This window comes from Enterococcus sp. S53 (genome assembly GCF_016516865.1).
In the GTDB taxonomy this organism is placed as follows: domain Bacteria; phylum Bacillota; class Bacilli; order Lactobacillales; family Enterococcaceae; genus Enterococcus_D; species Enterococcus_D innesii.
Genome location: NZ_JACVUH010000002.1, coordinates 34,200 through 50,712, shown reverse-complemented (window position 1 = coordinate 50,712; position 16,513 = coordinate 34,200). Strand labels below are relative to the sequence as shown.

At 42.9% G+C, this 16,513-nt stretch carries 16 protein-coding genes; 7 read left to right on the top strand and 9 right to left on the bottom strand.

Annotated elements, in window-relative coordinates:
* Positions 1-42 precede the first annotated feature (42 nt).
* A complete protein-coding gene (locus tag IAE45_RS03215; protein WP_077453758.1) occupies positions 43-903 on the top strand; it encodes an AraC family transcriptional regulator in 861 nt (286 codons plus the stop codon).
* A gap of 193 nt (positions 904-1,096) precedes the next feature.
* Here IAE45_RS03215 and IAE45_RS03210 read toward each other — a convergent pair whose 3' ends face one another.
* Positions 1,097-1,981, bottom strand: a complete 885-nt coding sequence (locus IAE45_RS03210; protein WP_200124939.1) for a LysR family transcriptional regulator — start codon at positions 1,979-1,981, stop codon at positions 1,097-1,099.
* A gap of 337 nt (positions 1,982-2,318) precedes the next feature.
* Between IAE45_RS03210 and IAE45_RS03205 the strand changes: the two genes are divergently transcribed.
* From IAE45_RS03205 to IAE45_RS03195, 3 genes are all read left to right on the top strand, one after another.
* The gene (locus IAE45_RS03205) at positions 2,319-3,290 is read left to right on the top strand and encodes an alpha/beta hydrolase (RefSeq protein WP_200125299.1); all 972 of its coding nucleotides are present in this window, start codon (positions 2,319-2,321) and stop codon (positions 3,288-3,290) included.
* Positions 3,291-3,414: 124 nt separating this feature from the next.
* On the top strand, positions 3,415-3,927 hold the full coding sequence (locus IAE45_RS03200; RefSeq protein WP_200124937.1) for a cyclophilin-like fold protein: 513 nt from the start codon (positions 3,415-3,417) through the stop codon (positions 3,925-3,927).
* A gap of 22 nt (positions 3,928-3,949) precedes the next feature.
* Entirely contained in the window at positions 3,950-4,519 is a 570-nt protein-coding gene (locus IAE45_RS03195) for a sugar O-acetyltransferase (RefSeq protein ID WP_142962553.1), read from the top strand.
* A 78-nt stretch (positions 4,520-4,597) separates the two neighbouring features.
* Here the strand turns inward: IAE45_RS03195 and IAE45_RS03190 are convergent, their stop codons facing one another.
* On the bottom strand, positions 4,598-6,052 hold the full coding sequence (locus tag IAE45_RS03190; protein ID WP_096742609.1) for a flotillin family protein: 1,455 nt from the start codon (positions 6,050-6,052) through the stop codon (positions 4,598-4,600).
* 25 nt (positions 6,053-6,077) lie between these two features.
* The gene (locus tag IAE45_RS03185; RefSeq protein WP_081118951.1) at positions 6,078-6,623 is read right to left on the bottom strand and encodes an NfeD family protein; all 546 of its coding nucleotides are present in this window, start codon (positions 6,621-6,623) and stop codon (positions 6,078-6,080) included.
* A gap of 410 nt (positions 6,624-7,033) precedes the next feature.
* Between IAE45_RS03185 and IAE45_RS19165 the strand changes: the two genes are divergently transcribed.
* Entirely contained in the window at positions 7,034-7,162 is a 129-nt protein-coding gene (locus IAE45_RS19165; protein WP_005236316.1) for a hypothetical protein, read from the top strand.
* A gap of 75 nt (positions 7,163-7,237) precedes the next feature.
* Here the strand turns inward: IAE45_RS19165 and spxB are convergent, their stop codons facing one another.
* The 3 genes from spxB to IAE45_RS03170 all read right to left on the bottom strand — a co-directional run bounded on the left by spxB (position 7,238) and on the right by IAE45_RS03170 (position 10,450).
* Positions 7,238-8,971: a pyruvate oxidase gene (spxB, locus tag IAE45_RS03180; RefSeq protein ID WP_200125298.1), complete on the bottom strand. Its 1,734-nt coding sequence runs from the start codon at positions 8,969-8,971 to the stop codon at positions 7,238-7,240.
* 126 nt (positions 8,972-9,097) lie between these two features.
* Positions 9,098-9,790, bottom strand: coding sequence for an N-acetylmannosamine-6-phosphate 2-epimerase (locus tag IAE45_RS03175; RefSeq protein WP_200124935.1), 693 nt, complete (start codon positions 9,788-9,790; stop codon positions 9,098-9,100).
* Positions 9,791-9,961: 171 nt separating this feature from the next.
* Positions 9,962-10,450: a MerR family transcriptional regulator gene (locus IAE45_RS03170; protein WP_142962549.1), complete on the bottom strand. Its 489-nt coding sequence runs from the start codon at positions 10,448-10,450 to the stop codon at positions 9,962-9,964.
* 137 nt (positions 10,451-10,587) lie between these two features.
* Here IAE45_RS03170 and IAE45_RS03165 point away from each other — a divergent pair, with 137 nt between their 5' ends.
* Both IAE45_RS03165 and IAE45_RS03160 read left to right on the top strand, forming a co-directional pair.
* Positions 10,588-12,066, top strand: coding sequence for an MDR family MFS transporter (locus IAE45_RS03165; RefSeq protein WP_034872230.1), 1,479 nt, complete (start codon positions 10,588-10,590; stop codon positions 12,064-12,066).
* Positions 12,063-12,770, top strand: a complete 708-nt coding sequence (locus tag IAE45_RS03160) for a DUF4811 domain-containing protein (protein WP_200124933.1) — start codon at positions 12,063-12,065, stop codon at positions 12,768-12,770. Before IAE45_RS03165 ends, IAE45_RS03160 begins: the two co-directional genes overlap by 4 nt.
* 134 nt (positions 12,771-12,904) lie before the next feature.
* Here IAE45_RS03160 and IAE45_RS03155 read toward each other — a convergent pair whose 3' ends face one another.
* Genes IAE45_RS03155 through IAE45_RS03145 form a run of 3 tightly spaced genes read right to left on the bottom strand, consistent with a single transcriptional unit; the run spans position 12,905 to position 16,273 of the window.
* Positions 12,905-14,059, bottom strand: a complete 1,155-nt coding sequence (locus IAE45_RS03155; protein WP_200124931.1) for a pyridoxal phosphate-dependent aminotransferase — start codon at positions 14,057-14,059, stop codon at positions 12,905-12,907.
* Between the two features lie 17 nt (positions 14,060-14,076).
* The gene (locus IAE45_RS03150) at positions 14,077-14,799 is read right to left on the bottom strand and encodes an amino acid ABC transporter ATP-binding protein (protein WP_200124929.1); all 723 of its coding nucleotides are present in this window, start codon (positions 14,797-14,799) and stop codon (positions 14,077-14,079) included.
* Positions 14,792-16,273 carry an ABC transporter substrate-binding protein/permease gene (locus tag IAE45_RS03145; RefSeq protein WP_081118961.1) on the bottom strand — a complete coding sequence of 494 codons (1,482 nt, stop codon included), beginning with the start codon at positions 16,271-16,273 and terminating at the stop codon, positions 14,792-14,794. Before IAE45_RS03145 ends, IAE45_RS03150 begins: the two co-directional genes overlap by 8 nt.
* Positions 16,274-16,513 lie beyond the last annotated feature (240 nt).

The following is a 16,513-nucleotide window of genomic DNA, read 5'->3' as shown; positions in this document are numbered from 1 at the left end:
CTGTTCATTTCTTTATAATAGTATTCAGAAGGAGATGATTGGATGGATTGGTTAAAAGGAATGAATGAAGTGATTGAATATATTGAGAAAAATCTAACAGAACCTATCGATTTGCAAACCTTAGCAACTATTTTAGGATGTTCTGTCTATGAATTTTCTCGTATCTTTTCATTCATGACTGAAATATCTATTTCAGAATACATTCGACGCAGAAGATTGTCGCAAGCAGTTTTTGATATTCAAAAGAGTGATACGAAGATGATTGACATTGCATTGAAATACTGTTACGAATCACCAGCTGCGTTTTCGAGAGCGTTTAAAGAACTCCACGGTACAACCCCGACATCTGTACGAACCTCGAATGTATCGGTAAAGACTTATCCACCCATTCATTTCTTACTTAGTATAAAAGGAGTGAGCGACATGGCGTTTAGAATTGAAGAGAAAGAAAAATTTGAGATTATAGGCTTATCAGGTGTGATTTCTGATGAAGTTACAGCAGGTATGCCTACTGTATGGTATGAGTTTTATGAAAGCTATTATGAGCAGATGGTTCAAAACTTTCAAGCGCCCTATTGGCAAGTCGCAGCGTATGATTTCCATCCTATTAAAAATGATCTAAGCATCATAATTGGAGCAGAATATAAGAATGAGTTTTCCTTGAAAGAAACCCTATCGATAAAAACCATACCTGCTTCATCATGGGCGGTATTCGAAATTGATGGCTGTATTGATGAAACTAGGGACAAAGCCTATACAAGAATCTTAACGGAATGGTTTCCAACCAGTCACTATCGGCGAAATGAAGATCTGCCCAATCTTGAAGTTTTTCCTGGAGATACGCAAGAAAGAATCTCAAACTGGGAAATCTGGATGCCAATTTTACCGAAAGAAATTGTCTGAGAAATATTTTACACACAAATGGATGTTTGAAGTCGAAGGAACTTGCAAATGAGAGATTCTCTCCCAAAGTCCTCTTTTTGACAAGAATATTTACTATACAAAGTGAAATAATAAGTAGGTGGTTGGCTCTCTAAAATATTGCCATTAAATAAAAACTGTTTCTTTCTATGAAAAAAGAAACAGTTTTTATTTTTCATATCTCTTCAAATGCTTCCTTCATCCGCTCCAAGAAAAGTCCAGAAGCCTTTGAAAAAACTTGGGTGTTTTTCCAGATGACATCAAGGTTTGATTCCAATGTAGGACTCAATTTTCTAAAACATAAAGGACTGTCAGGGGCGAAGTTGACTAATTTATCCAGGGTCAAGCCGTAGCCGACACCTTCTTCTACCAGCTTTGATGCATTGTAAACAAGGTTATATGTGGCGACGACCGTCAATTTTTTCAGGTCTTTTTTCAACCATTTAGAAAGTTCACTGCTGACCAGACTTTGTCGAGAAGTAATTAGGGGAACGTCCCAGAGATCTTTTGGGGTAATGACCTCTTTGACAGCTAGCGGACTGTCTTTTCGCATCAACACGCCCCAAGTATCTTTGGCAGGCAAGCGCAAGGAATGGTACTTTTTGACGTCTGCTGGACTGATTACGACGCCAAAATCCAACAATCCTTTATCCAATCGTTCTTTGACCTCATCGGCGTTGCCGCTATAAAAGTGAAATTTGATGTTGGGGTATTCAGCTTGGATTTCTTTGATGATTGCTCCTAGCAACTGAATCACATAAGTTTCTCCAGCTCCGATCGATACATTGCCGGCGATCGTATCTCGAGGCGACAAGAATTCTGAGCGGGTCTTTTCTAGTAATTCTACGATTTCTTCCGCCCGTTTACGAAACAACAGTCCGTCTTCTGTTAGCGTGATTTTGCGATTGCCACGGGTGAACAACGTCACGCCCAATTCTTTTTCTAAGTCCATTAACTGTCGTGACAGGGATGGTTGAGAGAGATGTAGATGTTTTGCGGCAGCTGAAATCGTTTCTTTTTCTGCAACTGCTAGAAAGGTGGTCAGATTTTTTAATTCCATAGGTCTATACTCCTCTTTCTATGTTATATATGAATAGTTGGGTATTTGATATTAGTATTTTACATAGAAAGGTGCTGCAAGTACAATAGGTTTATCCAAAAATAGCTCAATCAATCAAGAAAAAGTGATAATCCACACCTTGATCAGTTGAGGAAAATTGGAGGATCGCCCTAAGGTACAGGATAGTTGACCGAGAAAGAAGGCGAATGAAATGAAAAAAAGGCAAAAGAAGGCCCTTGTGTCTTTAGTTTTGCTGGTACCGCTGGTTTTAGGTGCTTGCAGCAGCAATAACGAGGAGGCAAACGAAGTAACACAAGGCAGTTCAGGAGGAGAAACGATGACAGAAAATGTATCATTTACAGATGAATGGGATAAAGTCTTCCCGGAAAGTGATACGGTGAATCACCGAAAAGTAACTTTCCAGAATCGCTACGGCATCACTTTAGTTGCTGATCTTTATGAACCAATTGATGCACAAGGACCACTTCCAGCAATCGCCGTTAGCGGACCTTTTGGAGCAGTCAAAGAGCAGGCATCTGGTCTATATGCTCAAATGATGGCAGAGCGTGGTTTTGTTACGATCGCTTTTGATCCGTCCTATACAGGTGAAAGCAGTGGCGAACCACGCTATGTGGCTTCCCCAGACATTAATACAGAAGACTTCCAAGCAGCAGTCGATTTTCTATCGGTCCAAGAGAATGTAGATGAAGAAAGAATTGGTTTGATTGGAATTTGTGGTTGGGGTGGGATGGCATTGAATGCCGCAGCCATCGATACCCGTGTGAAAGCGACGGTTTCGGCCACCATGTATGATATGTCGAGAGTCAATGCTCAAGGTTATTTTGATGAAATGGGAGCTGAAGGACGCCATGAATTGCGCCAGCAGCTGAACGCCCAGCGGACAGTCGATTTTGCCAATGGCAGCTACGAACGAGCAGGTGGGGTACCAGATACACTGCCAGAAGATGCGCCTGTCTTTATGCAGGATTACTTTGATTATTACAAAACAGAACGAGGCTATCATGAACGTTCGTTAAATTCCAATGACGGTTGGAACGTGACATCATCGCTGTCGTTCTTAAATATGCCGCTCTTGTCGTATATCGATGAGATCCAAAGCGCCGTTTTATTGCTTCATGGAGAAAAAGCCCACTCACTTTACTTCAGTCAAGACGCCTTTGAGCAATTACAAGGCGATAACAAAGAGCTGACGGTCATTCCTAATGCTTCGCATGTTGATCTATATGACCAAACAGATGTGATTCCTTTTGACCAAATGACCGAATTCTTCCAAGAACATTTGAACTAAATAGTCACAACGGTCTTCACGACTGTTCGCTCATCTTTCTTCTGCTGAGCAGTCGTGTTTTTTTGAAACTACGCATTCAGTTGCTCGTTTCTACATCGAATCATCAGCAGAAAGGAGCGAAGCCATGCTGATAAAACTCATCCCTGCTGTCTTGCTGTTCCTACTAAGTGCCTGTGGGTCAAGTGGAATAGAGGAAAGACATGCGCTGTCTGCCAGCGAAACTTCCTCTGAGGCAAGTCAGGATCATGATCAACCGACGATAGAATCAGCAACAGCTGTCGTCATTACGGTTGGACAACAGGATTTTATAGCGAAGTTTTATGAAAATGAGGCGTCTGAACACCTAATGAATCAAATGCCCTTCACGTTGACAATGAGTGACTTGAACAACAACGAGAAATATTATCGTTTTTCTGAGAATTTGCCAGAAATGACTACAGAACGGCCGGAAATCATTCACGAAGGAGAAATCATGAGCTGGAATAGTCATACGTTGGTGCTGTTTTATCAGACCTTCACCAATTCTTATGGTGGCTATAGTCGTATCGGTGTCATTGAAGATCCGGTGGGGCTAAACGAAGCACTGGGAGCGGAAGACGTAGAGGTTATGTTTTCGTTAAGAAATCCTCGTGAATAACGAATGAATAGGAGTAAAACACATGACGATCGATCAATTAAACAAACTCATGGCAAGTGGCGAACCCTTACTTGGCGGTTCGCAAGCTTCCAAACAAATGGTGACTTTGAGTGCTGAGGCGAGAAAACTCACGATGAAAATCAATACAGTCTACCATGAGTCTGATGAGTTACAAGAACTTTTTGCCCAATTGACAGGAAAACCAGTTGAGCCGACATTTTCGCTGTTTCCACCCTTTTATACAGATTATGGCAAGAATATCAGCATTGGCAAAGATGTCTTTATCAATGCGGGGTGTCATTTTCAAGACCAAGGAGGGATCACGATCGGTGATGGTACCCTAATTGGGCATAACGTTGTTCTAGCTACCTTGAATCATGGACTTCACCCTGAAGATCGTAGCACGCTTTATCCAGCACCCATTACGATTGGGAAGAATGTCTGGATTGGTTCAAATACAACGATCGTTGCCGGTGTGACGATCGGTGACCATGCGGTTATTGCTGCTGGAGCAGTGGTGACCAAAGACGTCGCTGAGCGCACGATCGTGGCTGGTGTACCTGCAAAATATGTCAAAGAGGTTACTGAGTAAGCATAATAGCAATGAGTAAGAAAAAAACTGCTGTTCGCCTTGTCGCTTTTGAAGCGATGAAGACTAACAGCAGTTTTCTTATTCTTGAGGTGGCTCGCTCGTATTGGAACCGGCGAAGTTTTCGATCAACGATTTCACATCAAGACCGAGGGTTTCTTTCAATGTTTCTTGTGTGGTCGACAAGAGATTGGTGGCGTAATTGGTGACACGATTGGCACCGCCGCCTTCACCTGATCCTGTATCAACGACTGAAATTTTATCGATATTGCCTAATGGTGCGGCTGCTTCTTTGACTAATTGCGGCATGATCTCAACGATCATGCTAAGGATCGCTGCTTCATCATATTTCTTGAAGGCTTCGGCGATTTTTTCTTTCGTTTCGGCTTCTGCCGTTCCTTTCGCCAAAGTGGTCTCGGCTTCTGCCAAACCAATCAAACGAATTTTATCGGCTTCGGCTTTTGCCAGGGACTCTGTTCGGAATTGCTCGGCTTCAGTGGTTGCTAACGCAGACGCTTTTTTCGCTAATGCTTCTTGCTCAAGCGCATAACGATCCGCATCAGCTTTTTTCTTGATCTCAGAATCAAATTGCTTCTCACGACGTAAGATTTCTTTTTCTTCCAATTCGATTTGTTTTTGTCGTTCAACGACTTCGACTTCAATCTCTTGTTCTCGGACTTTTTGTTTCATGATGGCACTTTGTAGATGATAGGCTTGATCGGCATCGGCTTTGGCGATGTCTTGTTCTTTCTTATAAAGCGCCAGTTTCAATTCTTTTTCCTTCAACGCTTCAGCAATTTCCGTCATACGTTTTGATTCCGCTGTTTGCGATTCTTGTTCCGATTGGGCTTTTTTGATGCGGGTTTCTTTCAGTGCTTCAGCTTCCGCAATTTCGGCATCCCGTTTGACTTGGGCGATTCTAGGTTTTCCAAGAGAATCCAAATAGCCGTTTTTATCGCGGACTTCTTTGATCGTAAAGGAGACAATGATCAAGCCCATTTTTGCTAAATCGACAGAGGCAACTTCTTGCACACTTTGACTGAACTTGTCACGATTTTGATAGATTTCTTCTACAGTCATGGAACCAAGGATCGAACGCAGATGACCTTCTAGGACTTCTCGCGCTTCATTCTCCAATTCTTCCCGGGTTTTTCCGAGAAACTGTTCTGCTGCTGTTGCGATTTCTTCCACGGATGAGCCAATCTTAATAATGGAAGTTCCGTCACACATCACGGGAACCCCTTGTTCTGTGTAGACTTCCGGTGTGGAGACGTCTAACTTACTGGAGAGCAAACTGATTCGATTCGATCGTTGAAACACTGGCAAAACAAAGGCTCCGCCACCACGCACGATTTTGATTTTGTTGTTGCTTTCATCGGCGTGTACATTTTTGCTACCAAGATAGCTTCCGCTGATGATCAACGCTTCATCGGGCTTGGCTGTTTGATATTTCGTGACAAAGACGATCAAAAGCATTAGCAAAATAAATGCCACGATCGCAATCGGAAAGACAATTGGTGATAATATAATATCCATAGATACACCTCTTTTGTGATTTTGTTTAGTGATTCAAAAATTTTTCTGTGTAAGGAACGACGTAGCAAATGCGTTCTTTGACTTCAATAATCAAAACCTTCGATCCTGCTGCTAATGGCTCATCGATCGGCTGGAAAGCCGTAGCTGGTCGATTACTTGAACCAGTGACACTTGTAAGTTGAATTTCGCCCATTCCTTCACAAGGGATTGGCGTCAGCACCGTTGCGATGCGACCTTCAAAGTCCTTCTCGGAACTCGAAAGTGTTGCTTCGGCATTCCGCATGGGGATCAGTACGTAAAAATTCAAGAGGAAAACGAGCCCTGTCGAAAGACAGCCACTAATGACGAAAAGCAGGAGCGAATAGCCAGGCAGAAAAGTTTCTCCTAAGTAACCGAAGAGACTTGTAAAGGCAAACCACGGGATGATCAACATTGGATCTACTGGACCATCGAAATCGAAGATATCGCCAAACAGAAGCAGCAAAAAAGCTAAAATGGCACAGCCAATCAAAACATACAAATAAATTTGCTCAGGTGCATAAGTGTGCAGCACATATCCACCTCCTTTCATATAGTGTGATTGTGAGTACGACGAAAGCTAGGAGAAAGTTGGAAGATGATCGAGGGAAGCAAAAGAATAGAATAGGTATTCTATTATAATTATACCAATAAATAAGAAAAATATTTCATATAATTAGATAATTTGATTAAATAATATAATAATGGTGGGTTTGTTATGATAGGAGAAGCCTCAAATACACATGATTTTTTCAACAACCATTGACAAACAATGAAAATCAAAGTAGATTAAATCAGGGTAGTAAAAAGGTCAAAAGCAACTGCTGATTGTAGACACATCAAGAGGCAGATTTTGTTCTCTAACCCAATCGAAATAAAGTAGTTGTTCGCAAACATAAAAGAAGTCAGGGACACTTCTTTTCAACCGACAGATCGTATTGCTAAGAAATAGAGGTGGAATCGATGGATCAAAAAGAAAAAATGTTAGAACTAATCAAGAAAAAACAAGGCGGCGGCCGTTCAAAAAAGATGGAATCCCCAAAAAACGATCGGAAAAACATGCGTAAAGGCCCGAAAATTTATAATAAGTAGGGCGATAGATTATTAATACGAAATGATCGATTAAAAAAGAGAGAAGGACAGGGTTGCTGTCTTTCTCTCTTTTTTTTATTCTTCAAAATCCATGTACAACTCACTCAAAGCTGGCAAATCATGGACTTGGTATTTTGCTTTAAACGCTGCGATTTCTTCAGCACTGAAGCGCTTAGGATCCAGTTTCAGTTCTTCGACGGGAAGAGGTCGTTCGTTGGCGATCTTGACATCGATCACGACGGGTCCGTGGCTTTCTTTTGCTTGTGTGAAGACGGACGCTAATTCTTCTTCCTTCATTACCGTAAAGCCTTTCGCACCTAAGGCTTCCCCAACTTTACCAAAATCAGCACCGGCTAGTTGCACACCGAACTTGGTTTGCTCGGTATCTTCTTGTTCCGCTTCAATGAAGCCAAATGAGTCATTGGAAAAGACCACATTGATGATCGGCAAATTGTATTTTACTTGAGTAATGATGTCTTGCATTTGCATCGCGAAACCGCCATCCCCACTAAAAGTGAATACTTGACGATCCGGATAGCTCAATTGAGCGGCGATCCCACCAGGTACGCCATTGCCCATCGTCGCAAACCAGCCAGATGTTGTGAAACGCTGTTCACCTGTCATTTCTAAATGACGGATACTGTGGATGGTCACATTACCGACATCTGTGACAAACAGGGCATCAGGGGCTGCGATACGGTTGATTTCTCGATAGACAGGTTCGGGACGTAAGGGCTCTTGCGAATCATGGTCAAAACTATGACGCCATGCATGCCATTTCCGAGCGTTTTCTTGATTGGCTTTTATCCAAGCATCTGCAGGACGTGGGGCTGCCATCTCTGTCCATTTTCTAAGAGCGGTCGCACCATCTCCTAAAACGGAGACATCCGTCTGATGACGACGACCAAATTTCGAGGCGTCGATATCAACTTGGACAAAGTTGGCATCAGGATTGAAAAAGCGGCGGCCGAAAGGGAAGTCACTGCCGACAAACACGATGAGATCGGCTTCTGCTAAAGCTTCATTGGCTGGTTTTGTCGCAACCCGTCCGGCAAATCCAAGAAAGTTTTCATAAAGATCAGGCACGATGCCTTTAGCTAAGACAGAGGCTGCGATAGGCATTGAGAAATGCTTAGAAAAAGCATCGATGGCATCAAAATGACCAAAGAGACCTTGTCCGATATATAGGACAGGTTTTTTTGCTTGTTCAAAATAAGGAAGGGCAGCCTGCAAATCCTCGTCATCAGGCTGGAGAACACCTGTCTTATGATTTTTTGCGGTTGCAATCTCCTGTTCGTCGATTTCTGCAAACCCGTAATCGACCGGGATCGTTACCACAGCGACTCCTTTAAATTTGTAAGCGGCTTTAATGGCTTCGTCCACCACGTGGGGCAAACTTTCAGGGGACATGACCGTGCGATTGTAGATACTGACATCTGCGAACATCGGATTTTCATTCATTTCTTGAAAATCATTGTAGTTCATCGAGCTCGAAGCTACTTGACCTAACAAGGCAACGACGGGCACGTTATCCATTTGAGCATCATATAAGCCATTGATCAAATGGGTGGCACCTGGACCAGCAGAACCAAAAACCGCACCGACTTTTCCCGTTAGCTTGGCATCAGCCGCTGCTGCCAGCGCACCCGCTTCTTCATGACGTACTTGAATATACTTGACCGATTGCCGTTCATGGTACAAAGCATCCATCGTTGAGTTGAAAGATCCACCGGGGATTCCATAGATATGGTCGATGCCCCACGCTTCAAAAACCTTGATCATTGCTGTACCAGCATTGATTTTTGTCATTTTCTTCACTCGCTTTCTCTGTTGTCATTCGTTCTCTTTAAGTATAAACGTTTCTCAAAAAGACAACAAAGAATGCGCCTTCTGTCACAAGGCGCATAGAAAAACTTATTTTAGGAAATGAACGACTCAGTTGCGAAGCTCTTGCACGAATCGGCTGGCGATCTCTTTTGGTCGGGTGATGGCACCACCAACCACGATACCCGTCACACCCGTTTCGTGGATTTTCTTTGCTTGTTCCGGGGTGTGGATCTTGCCTTCGGCTATCACCGGAACCTTCGCCGCAACCAATTGCTGGATCAACTGATAATCCGGTTCGTCATTGGTAGGACTATTCGCCGTGTAGCCGGACAAAGTTGTACCAACAAAATCGACACCTGCTTCAAAGGCATTGATGCCTTCCTCATAGGTGGCGATATCTGCCATGAGTAGTTGATGGGGGTAAAGAGCTTTGATTTGCTTGATAAAGGCATTGATCGTCAAGCCATCATGACGTTTGCGCAAGGTACAGTCCAAAGCGATCACCGCAATATGTAAAGCGGCTAATTCGTGTACCTCTTTGATGGTTGCTGTGATAAATGGTTCTTCCGGTGGATAGTCTTTTTTGATGATTCCGATGATTGGCAGATCAACAGCTGCTTGGATCTCGCGAATATCGCGAACGGAATTGGCACGAATGCCAACAGCACCGGCTTCTTGAGCCGCTTTTGCCAATAGGGGCATGACACCGCCGTTTTCAGTATATAAGGGTTCTCCAGGTAAGGCTTGACAAGAAACAATTACTCCGTCCTTGATTTGTTGGATAAAAGCTTCTTTTTCCATATATATGACACTTCCCATTCTTGTAAAGGTTCGTTTCTCCCTTCGACTATATCATGAGGCTTTTTCCTTGTAAATGAAAGGACACCTTCTTTAAAAGGAAAGCGAACACCAAAAAGAAGCAAGCACCGTCATCAAGGGTGCTTGCTTCACTGCGAAGTGAGGATAGGGAACTCATTCTTTCGCTTGTTTTGATGTGCATTGCTTGAACTTTTCAAAATCGATCGTTTGATTAGCAGGCAACACTTCATATTGCAATCGTTCTGTTTCTTCATCGTGAATGATATGGAGGATTTTTCCGTCTTCGTCTACTGGTCCCAGACTGATGATCGTAAACCGTTCATTGATGACTTCTAAATTCTGTAAAACCCCAGAAAACACTTTGCGAATATGATGGGCGGTCTTGATTTTTTTGTCGGCTTTTTCTACAGCCTTGGCTAACGTAAAGCCTTCATCTAAAAACGTTTTGATCATTTCCACTTTGACGACCGTGGGCAGTCGGTATTTTCGTGGGGCATTTTCTTCTTGTGGGACCGATTGAATAAATCCTTTTTGTTCCCAATAACGCAATTGGCGAGGGGAGATAGCACACATTTGACTAAGTTCGCTGATGCCGACCAACAAGTTTTCATTATCAACGAGTTTTCGAAAAAGATGAGACATACGGACTCCATTCTTGTAAAGGTATTTGTTAACATTGTAACTTGTTTTACTTTTATGTCAAGTAGGTTGACAAACGTTAGGGAAAGATTTAAAGTAAAGAAGGTTTTATGAAAAATATACTGAAAAGAGTGTGAAATATGTCAACGAGTCGTCCTTTAGATATCTATGGCAAACCTTACAACCGTTCCTTACTGGTTATGGTTTTGCTGATCGGTACGTTTTGTACTGTTTTGAACCAAACATTGTTAACAACGGCTTTTCCAACCTTGATGGATGCCTTTGACATCTCAGCATCTGATGTTCAATGGCTGACAACTGGTTTCTTGCTGGTCAATGGGATCATGATCCCGATCACCGCATGGCTGATCAATAAGTTCAGCTCAAGAAATCTTTACTTAACCGCCATGAGCATCTTCCTGGCTGGAACGATCGCTTGCTTTGCTGCACCGAACTTTTCTACATTATTGATTGGCCGCTTAGTGCAAGCTGCTGGTGTAGGGATCTCCATGCCGCTTTTGCAAAATATCATGTTGTCGATCTTCCCACCAGAAAAACGCGGTTCAGCTATGGGTATGTCCGGAATCGTTATCGGGTTGGCACCAGCCTTAGGCCCAACGTTATCTGGTTGGATCATTGATCATTATGACTGGCGTTATTTGTTCGGAATGGTCATTCCGATCGTCGTTTTAGTCTTAGTCTTAGCGCTCTTTCTAATGAAGAGTGTGATTGAATTGTCGCATCCGAAAATCGATCTGTTCTCAGCGATTTTATCAACGCTTGGTTTTGGTACATTGCTCTATGGCTTTTCAAGCGTCGGTGACAAAGGGTGGGGCAGTATTGAAGTAATCGGTTTTCTTGCAGCCGGTGTCTTTTTCATTGCTTTCTTTGCATGGCGTCAATTGCACATTGAGCATCCGTTCTTAGAGTTGCGCGTGTTCAAATCAACGACCTTTACCTTGGCGTCGATCCTTTCAGGGGTCACGAATATGGCGATGATCGGTGCTGAAATGGTTCTCCCATTGTATATCCAAAACATTCGTGGTGAATCAGCGTTCCATTCAGGATTGATGTTATTACCAGGTGCGTTGATCATGGGGATCATGATGCCGATCACTGGTGCGATCTTTGATAAGTATGGTGCAAAACGTTTAGCCATCACCGGGATGTTTATCTTGACCGCCGCAACCTTACCATTTGCTTTCCTAACAAAAGATACACCGATTTTGCATATCATTATTCTTTATGGGATTCGGATGTTCGGGATCTCAATGGTGATGATGCCAGTAACGACTTCAGGAATGAATGCCTTGCCTGGAAACTTGATCAGTCACGGTACCGCAGTAAACAATACCTTCCGTCAAGTAGCCAGCTCAATTGGTACGGCTATCTTGATCAGTGTCTTGACAAACGTCACCAAGGGCAACTTGCCAAGTGATTCTTTGCTGGATAAAACGCCTTTGGCCTACAAAGACCAAGCAATCGAAGCGACTTTATCTGGCTACCATGCCGCCTTTTATGTGGCAGCGGTCTTTAGCTTCTTAGGATTCTTGATCGCCTTCTCCTTAAAGAAAAAAGAACCACGATTGACGGTTCTTGAAGGAGGTGCGGACAAATGATCTTGCTTTTGATCGTTCTTAGCGTGTTAGGGTTTGCGGTACTGAATGTCTTTGCCAAAAACAAGCTGCAAACAGGTTTATCATTGGTCTTAGGTCTAGTCTTCGTGGCAAGTGTCGTCGCATTGATGGCCAATTTGACCTATCATTTTGGAATGGAAAAAGAAACGACTGCTAAAACAACCCCACTGGTTTCTAGTGCCGATAACGAGAATTTTGATTTGCTATTGTATCAGCCATTAGGAGATGGTACGGAAAAAATCTACCTGTATAAAACGGATGCTGATCAAGAGGAACCAAAACAAACCGGTACTGATAAAGTGACTAATGTCGTGGAAACAGGGGCTGATTCAGCTCAATTAGAAACAAAAACGACCCGCTGGGTTTATAAAAGTGACCTATCACGCTTCTTGTTCGGAATCGCTGATAACGATGGCCAATATGTCAGCCGTACCAATACGTTCTCATTACCAGATTCATGGGAAGTCTTGAGTGTGGATCAAGCAAAAAAACTGGCTTCTTTAGCGAAAGAACAAGCGGACACCATGAAAACACAAGGACAAGCGTATGTTCAAGAAAACATGCAAGCTGCATTAATGGCTGATCCAACTATGGATGAGGCAGCCCAAAAAGCAAAAATCGCTGAATTGACAGAAGCTTATCAAAAAGAAGCGATGGCAAAATTGCTTGAAGAAGCAAAAAAGTAAAAGCGAGTAGATAGTCATGGGATGGAAGAATCAAATCGGATTCTTCTGTCCCTTTTTTATATGGAACATGATACTTTTGAAAAACGGCTGCCACCAAAAAAAATCCCACACACTAGAAGTGAGTGGGATTTTCTTTAGTCAAATGAGCACGCGGCAATCCGGTCGAAAGCTTCTTTTAACAAGTCCAACGATTGGGTGGCAGCTAAGCGAACATAGCCATCGCCGGTCGTTTCTCCAAAGGCTTTCCCAGGAATCATCAGCACACTGGTTTCCTTTAATAATTTCTCGACAAAGCTGACAGAGTCCAACCCCGTTTGTTCAATGTTGATGAAGGCATACATGCTTCCTTTGACTGGAGATAAGGAAAGGAAGGGGATCTCAGCAACCCGTTGTTCAATGTAAGTCAGTCGTTCCTTAAAGACAGCAACCACTTGCGGCACGAGGGTATCATAGTGATTCAATGCGTAGATACCTGCCCGTTGTGAAGGGGTTGGTGCCGAATAGGCGATCGCCTCATTGATCAGTTTTGCCGTAAGATTGATCGATTCAGGTGCAATCATGTAGCCGATCCGCCAGCCAGTCATGGCAAAGGCTTTTGAGAAACTGCTGAAAGTGATGGTGTTCTCAGGTGCGAAGGCTGCCATCGGTACAAAGGTATCATCAAAGCAAAAGGCTTCATAGACTTCATCTGAGAGGATCAGCAAGTCATGTTCAATGGCAACTGCTGCGATTTTTTCAAAAGTTTCTGGAGAAAAAACAGCACCAGTAGGATTGTTTGGTGAATTGATAATGATCGCCCGAGTTTTCTCAGTGATGGCGGATTTTAAGACTTCGACATCGATTTGAAAGCCATCTTTTTCAAAGGTCGGAATAAAGACTGGCACACCACCGACTAGTTCCACTTGTTGTTTGTAAGGCGAAAAGTACGGTTCATGAATAATCACTTCATCACCAGGATCAATGATGGCAGCCAAAGCTAAGTACATGCCATGCAATGCACCGACAGTTCCTCGTACTTGACTAGGAGAAAAAGTAAGCTGGTATTGCTTTTGATAAAAATCAACGACAGTTTGGATAAAATCAGCACTGCCGTCTGAAGCGGTGTATTTTGTATGACCCGCTTTGACGTCAGCAAAAGCTGCTTCAATGATTGTCGCATCTGTAATCAAATCAGGATCACCAATCGACAAATCAATCAAATTTTGGGTTTTCTTCGCAAGAGTGGCGATCTCCATTAAAAGATTTTCTTCTGGTTGTAAAAAACGTTCTGCAATCAACGGACGGTTCATTTTGTCATCTCCAATTTCTATAAAACTTTGCTTAAAAAATCCTGTGTCCGCGCATTTTGCGGATGCTCAAAGATCTGTTCTGGTGTTCCTTGTTCTTGAATGATACCGTCAGCCATAAAGATGACACGATCGGCAACTTCTTTGGCGAAGCCCATTTCGTGGGTAACGACCACCATCGTCATGCCTTTTTCTGCTAAAGCTTGCATAACCGTCAACACTTCTCCGACCATTTCTGGGTCTAATGCTGAGGTTGGTTCGTCAAAGAGCATTACATCAGGATCCATTGCCAACGCTCTAGCAATAGCGACCCGTTGCTGCTGCCCGCCAGAAAGGCTAGAGGGGTAACTATCTGCTTTTTCAGCTAAGCCAACTTGTTCCAGCAATCCTTTCGCTGTCTCTTCGGCAGCGGCTTGCTCTTGCTGTTTGACTTTGATCGGGCTGATAGTCAGATTTTCTAAGACCGTTTTATGAGGGAATAGATTAAAGCTTTGAAAGACCATTCCCATTTTTTGACGAATCTGATCGATTTTCACCCCTTTTACCAATAAATCATTGCCTTCGAAGGTGATTTTCCCACCAGTCGGCTGTTCAAGCAGATTCAAGCAGCGTAAGAAAGTACTTTTTCCACTTCCTGAGGGTCCGATGATCACAACGACTTCACCAGGTGTCACTTCAAGATCGATTTCTTTTAAGACGGTATTTTCGCCAAATGTTTTCACTAATTTTTCAACTTTAATCACTAGTTTTCATTCTCCTTTCAGCAACACCCAATAGACGTGAGAGGGCGAAGGTCAATACGAAGTAGATCAATGATACGATAACGTATGGTAAAAACGGTTTGAAGCTGGCCCCTTGAACGACGCCTGTTTGGAAAATCAGTTCAGACACACCGATCACCGATACGACCGAAGACTCTTTGATGACTGTGACAAATTCATTTCCTAGAGCAGGCAAGATGTTTTTGATGGCTTGCGGGAAAATGATGAAGCGCATCGCTTGGATCTGATTCATTCCTAATGAACGAGCGGCTTCCAGCTGTCCTTTATTGACGGCATTGATCCCGGCACGAATGATTTCTGCCACATAGGCGGCACTGTTTAGTGCTAAGGCAATACAGCCGGCAGCTAATTTCGAAAGCTCTAAGCCTAAAACGCCTGTTCCAAAGTATACAATAAATATTTGTACTAACAAAGGTGTTCCCCGAACATATTCAATATAGACAGCGGCAATGACTTTCAATGCTTTTGACTTAGAAAGCTTCATAAAGGCTAACAAGCTGCCACCGATAGAGCCGAATAATACCCCAACCAAGGCTAGGAAGATCGTATAGCCAGTTCCAGTGATGTAAAAGGGTAGATATTTTTCCCAAAAGCTTTGCTCTTCATCGATCGTGCCATCTTCAGTAAACATCAAACGATAGGCATCTTCTTTGTATTGGCTTAAAAGATCATTACTAATGATAGTTTCGATAGAGGAATTGAGTTTTTCCAATAAAACCGGCGCTTCTTTCGAGATGGCGATGGCGGTCTCCTTCACACCGTTTTCAAACGTGACATTTTCAGCTAATGCCAAGGTATCATTCGCCGTCACATATGCTTCGGCAACGGGACCTTCCATCACGATCGCATCAATTTTGCGTGATTTTAGATTGGTGATCAAATCAGGCACCCTTTGCAAAGAGGTGACGGTGGAGCCAGTCAATTCTGTATTTGCCAGCTCTTCTTGGGTGGTTTGACGTTGTGCACCGACAGCCACACCATCAAAATCAGCCGTCGATTGAAAACGATCCGCGTCTTCTGCTCGAACTAAAACGGTCTGTTGGACTTCCATATAAGTGTCAGTGAAATTGACTTCTTTGCGGCGCTCATCCGTAGCAGCCATTCCAGAGATGACGACATCGATTTTGCCCGTTTTTAACGCTCCTAACAACGCATCAAACCCAAGTTCCTCGATTTTCAGGTCGACCCCTAAGTCATCTGCAATTTTTTTGGCAATGGAAATATCGATTCCCACGATTTCATTTTTTCCGTCAACATTGGCGCGGAATTCATAAGGTGCATAATCGGCAGATAAACCCACGACCAATACACCATTTTCTTTGACTTTTTCATAGATTGGATCGGTTTCTTCTGCATGTGCTTGTCCGACAAAGAAAAACGGCAGCAACGCTGTGATGATCCCTAATAAAACAGTTCCCTTACTAAACCTTTTCATGTAAACGCCCCTTTAACTTTTTCTACGCATCTATTAAAAATGCAAATAATAACTAATAAATGTATAAAAATACATATAAGTGATAGAAACTATCATAGCATAACATCAGTTGAAGTCAATAAGTCAGAGAAAAAAAGTCAAAAATTGTTGTAGAGGGTCACACCATTTATTCAAATTATTTGCAATCCAAGCAAGAAGAAAGTGGTGAAGGAGCAGCAGCCATTTTCTAAATACGTCTAT

What these genes read in the sequence shown, in the direction of transcription:
- IAE45_RS03215 (WP_077453758.1), top strand. Translation starts at nt 43, where the DNA reads ATGGATTGGTTAAAAGGAATGAATGAAGTGATTGAATATATTGAGAAA.
- IAE45_RS03210 (WP_200124939.1), bottom strand. Translation starts at nt 1,981, where the DNA reads ATGGAATTAAAAAATCTGACCACCTTTCTAGCAGTTGCAGAAAAAGAA.
- IAE45_RS03205 (WP_200125299.1), top strand. Translation starts at nt 2,319, where the DNA reads ATGACAGAAAATGTATCATTTACAGATGAATGGGATAAAGTCTTCCCG.
- IAE45_RS03200 (WP_200124937.1), top strand. Translation starts at nt 3,415, where the DNA reads ATGCTGATAAAACTCATCCCTGCTGTCTTGCTGTTCCTACTAAGTGCC.
- IAE45_RS03195 (WP_142962553.1), top strand. Translation starts at nt 3,950, where the DNA reads ATGACGATCGATCAATTAAACAAACTCATGGCAAGTGGCGAACCCTTA.
- IAE45_RS03190 (WP_096742609.1), bottom strand. Translation starts at nt 6,052, where the DNA reads ATGGATATTATATTATCACCAATTGTCTTTCCGATTGCGATCGTGGCA.
- IAE45_RS03185 (WP_081118951.1), bottom strand. Translation starts at nt 6,623, where the DNA reads ATGAAAGGAGGTGGATATGTGCTGCACACTTATGCACCTGAGCAAATT.
- IAE45_RS19165 (WP_005236316.1), top strand. Translation starts at nt 7,034, where the DNA reads ATGGATCAAAAAGAAAAAATGTTAGAACTAATCAAGAAAAAACAAGGC.
- spxB (WP_200125298.1), bottom strand. Translation starts at nt 8,971, where the DNA reads ATGACAAAAATCAATGCTGGTACAGCAATGATCAAGGTTTTTGAAGCG.
- IAE45_RS03175 (WP_200124935.1), bottom strand. Translation starts at nt 9,790, where the DNA reads ATGGAAAAAGAAGCTTTTATCCAACAAATCAAGGACGGAGTAATTGTT.
- IAE45_RS03170 (WP_142962549.1), bottom strand. Translation starts at nt 10,450, where the DNA reads ATGTCTCATCTTTTTCGAAAACTCGTTGATAATGAAAACTTGTTGGTC.
- IAE45_RS03165 (WP_034872230.1), top strand. Translation starts at nt 10,588, where the DNA reads ATGTCAACGAGTCGTCCTTTAGATATCTATGGCAAACCTTACAACCGT.
- IAE45_RS03160 (WP_200124933.1), top strand. Translation starts at nt 12,063, where the DNA reads ATGATCTTGCTTTTGATCGTTCTTAGCGTGTTAGGGTTTGCGGTACTG.
- IAE45_RS03155 (WP_200124931.1), bottom strand. Translation starts at nt 14,059, where the DNA reads ATGAACCGTCCGTTGATTGCAGAACGTTTTTTACAACCAGAAGAAAAT.
- IAE45_RS03145 (WP_081118961.1), bottom strand. Translation starts at nt 16,273, where the DNA reads ATGAAAAGGTTTAGTAAGGGAACTGTTTTATTAGGGATCATCACAGCG.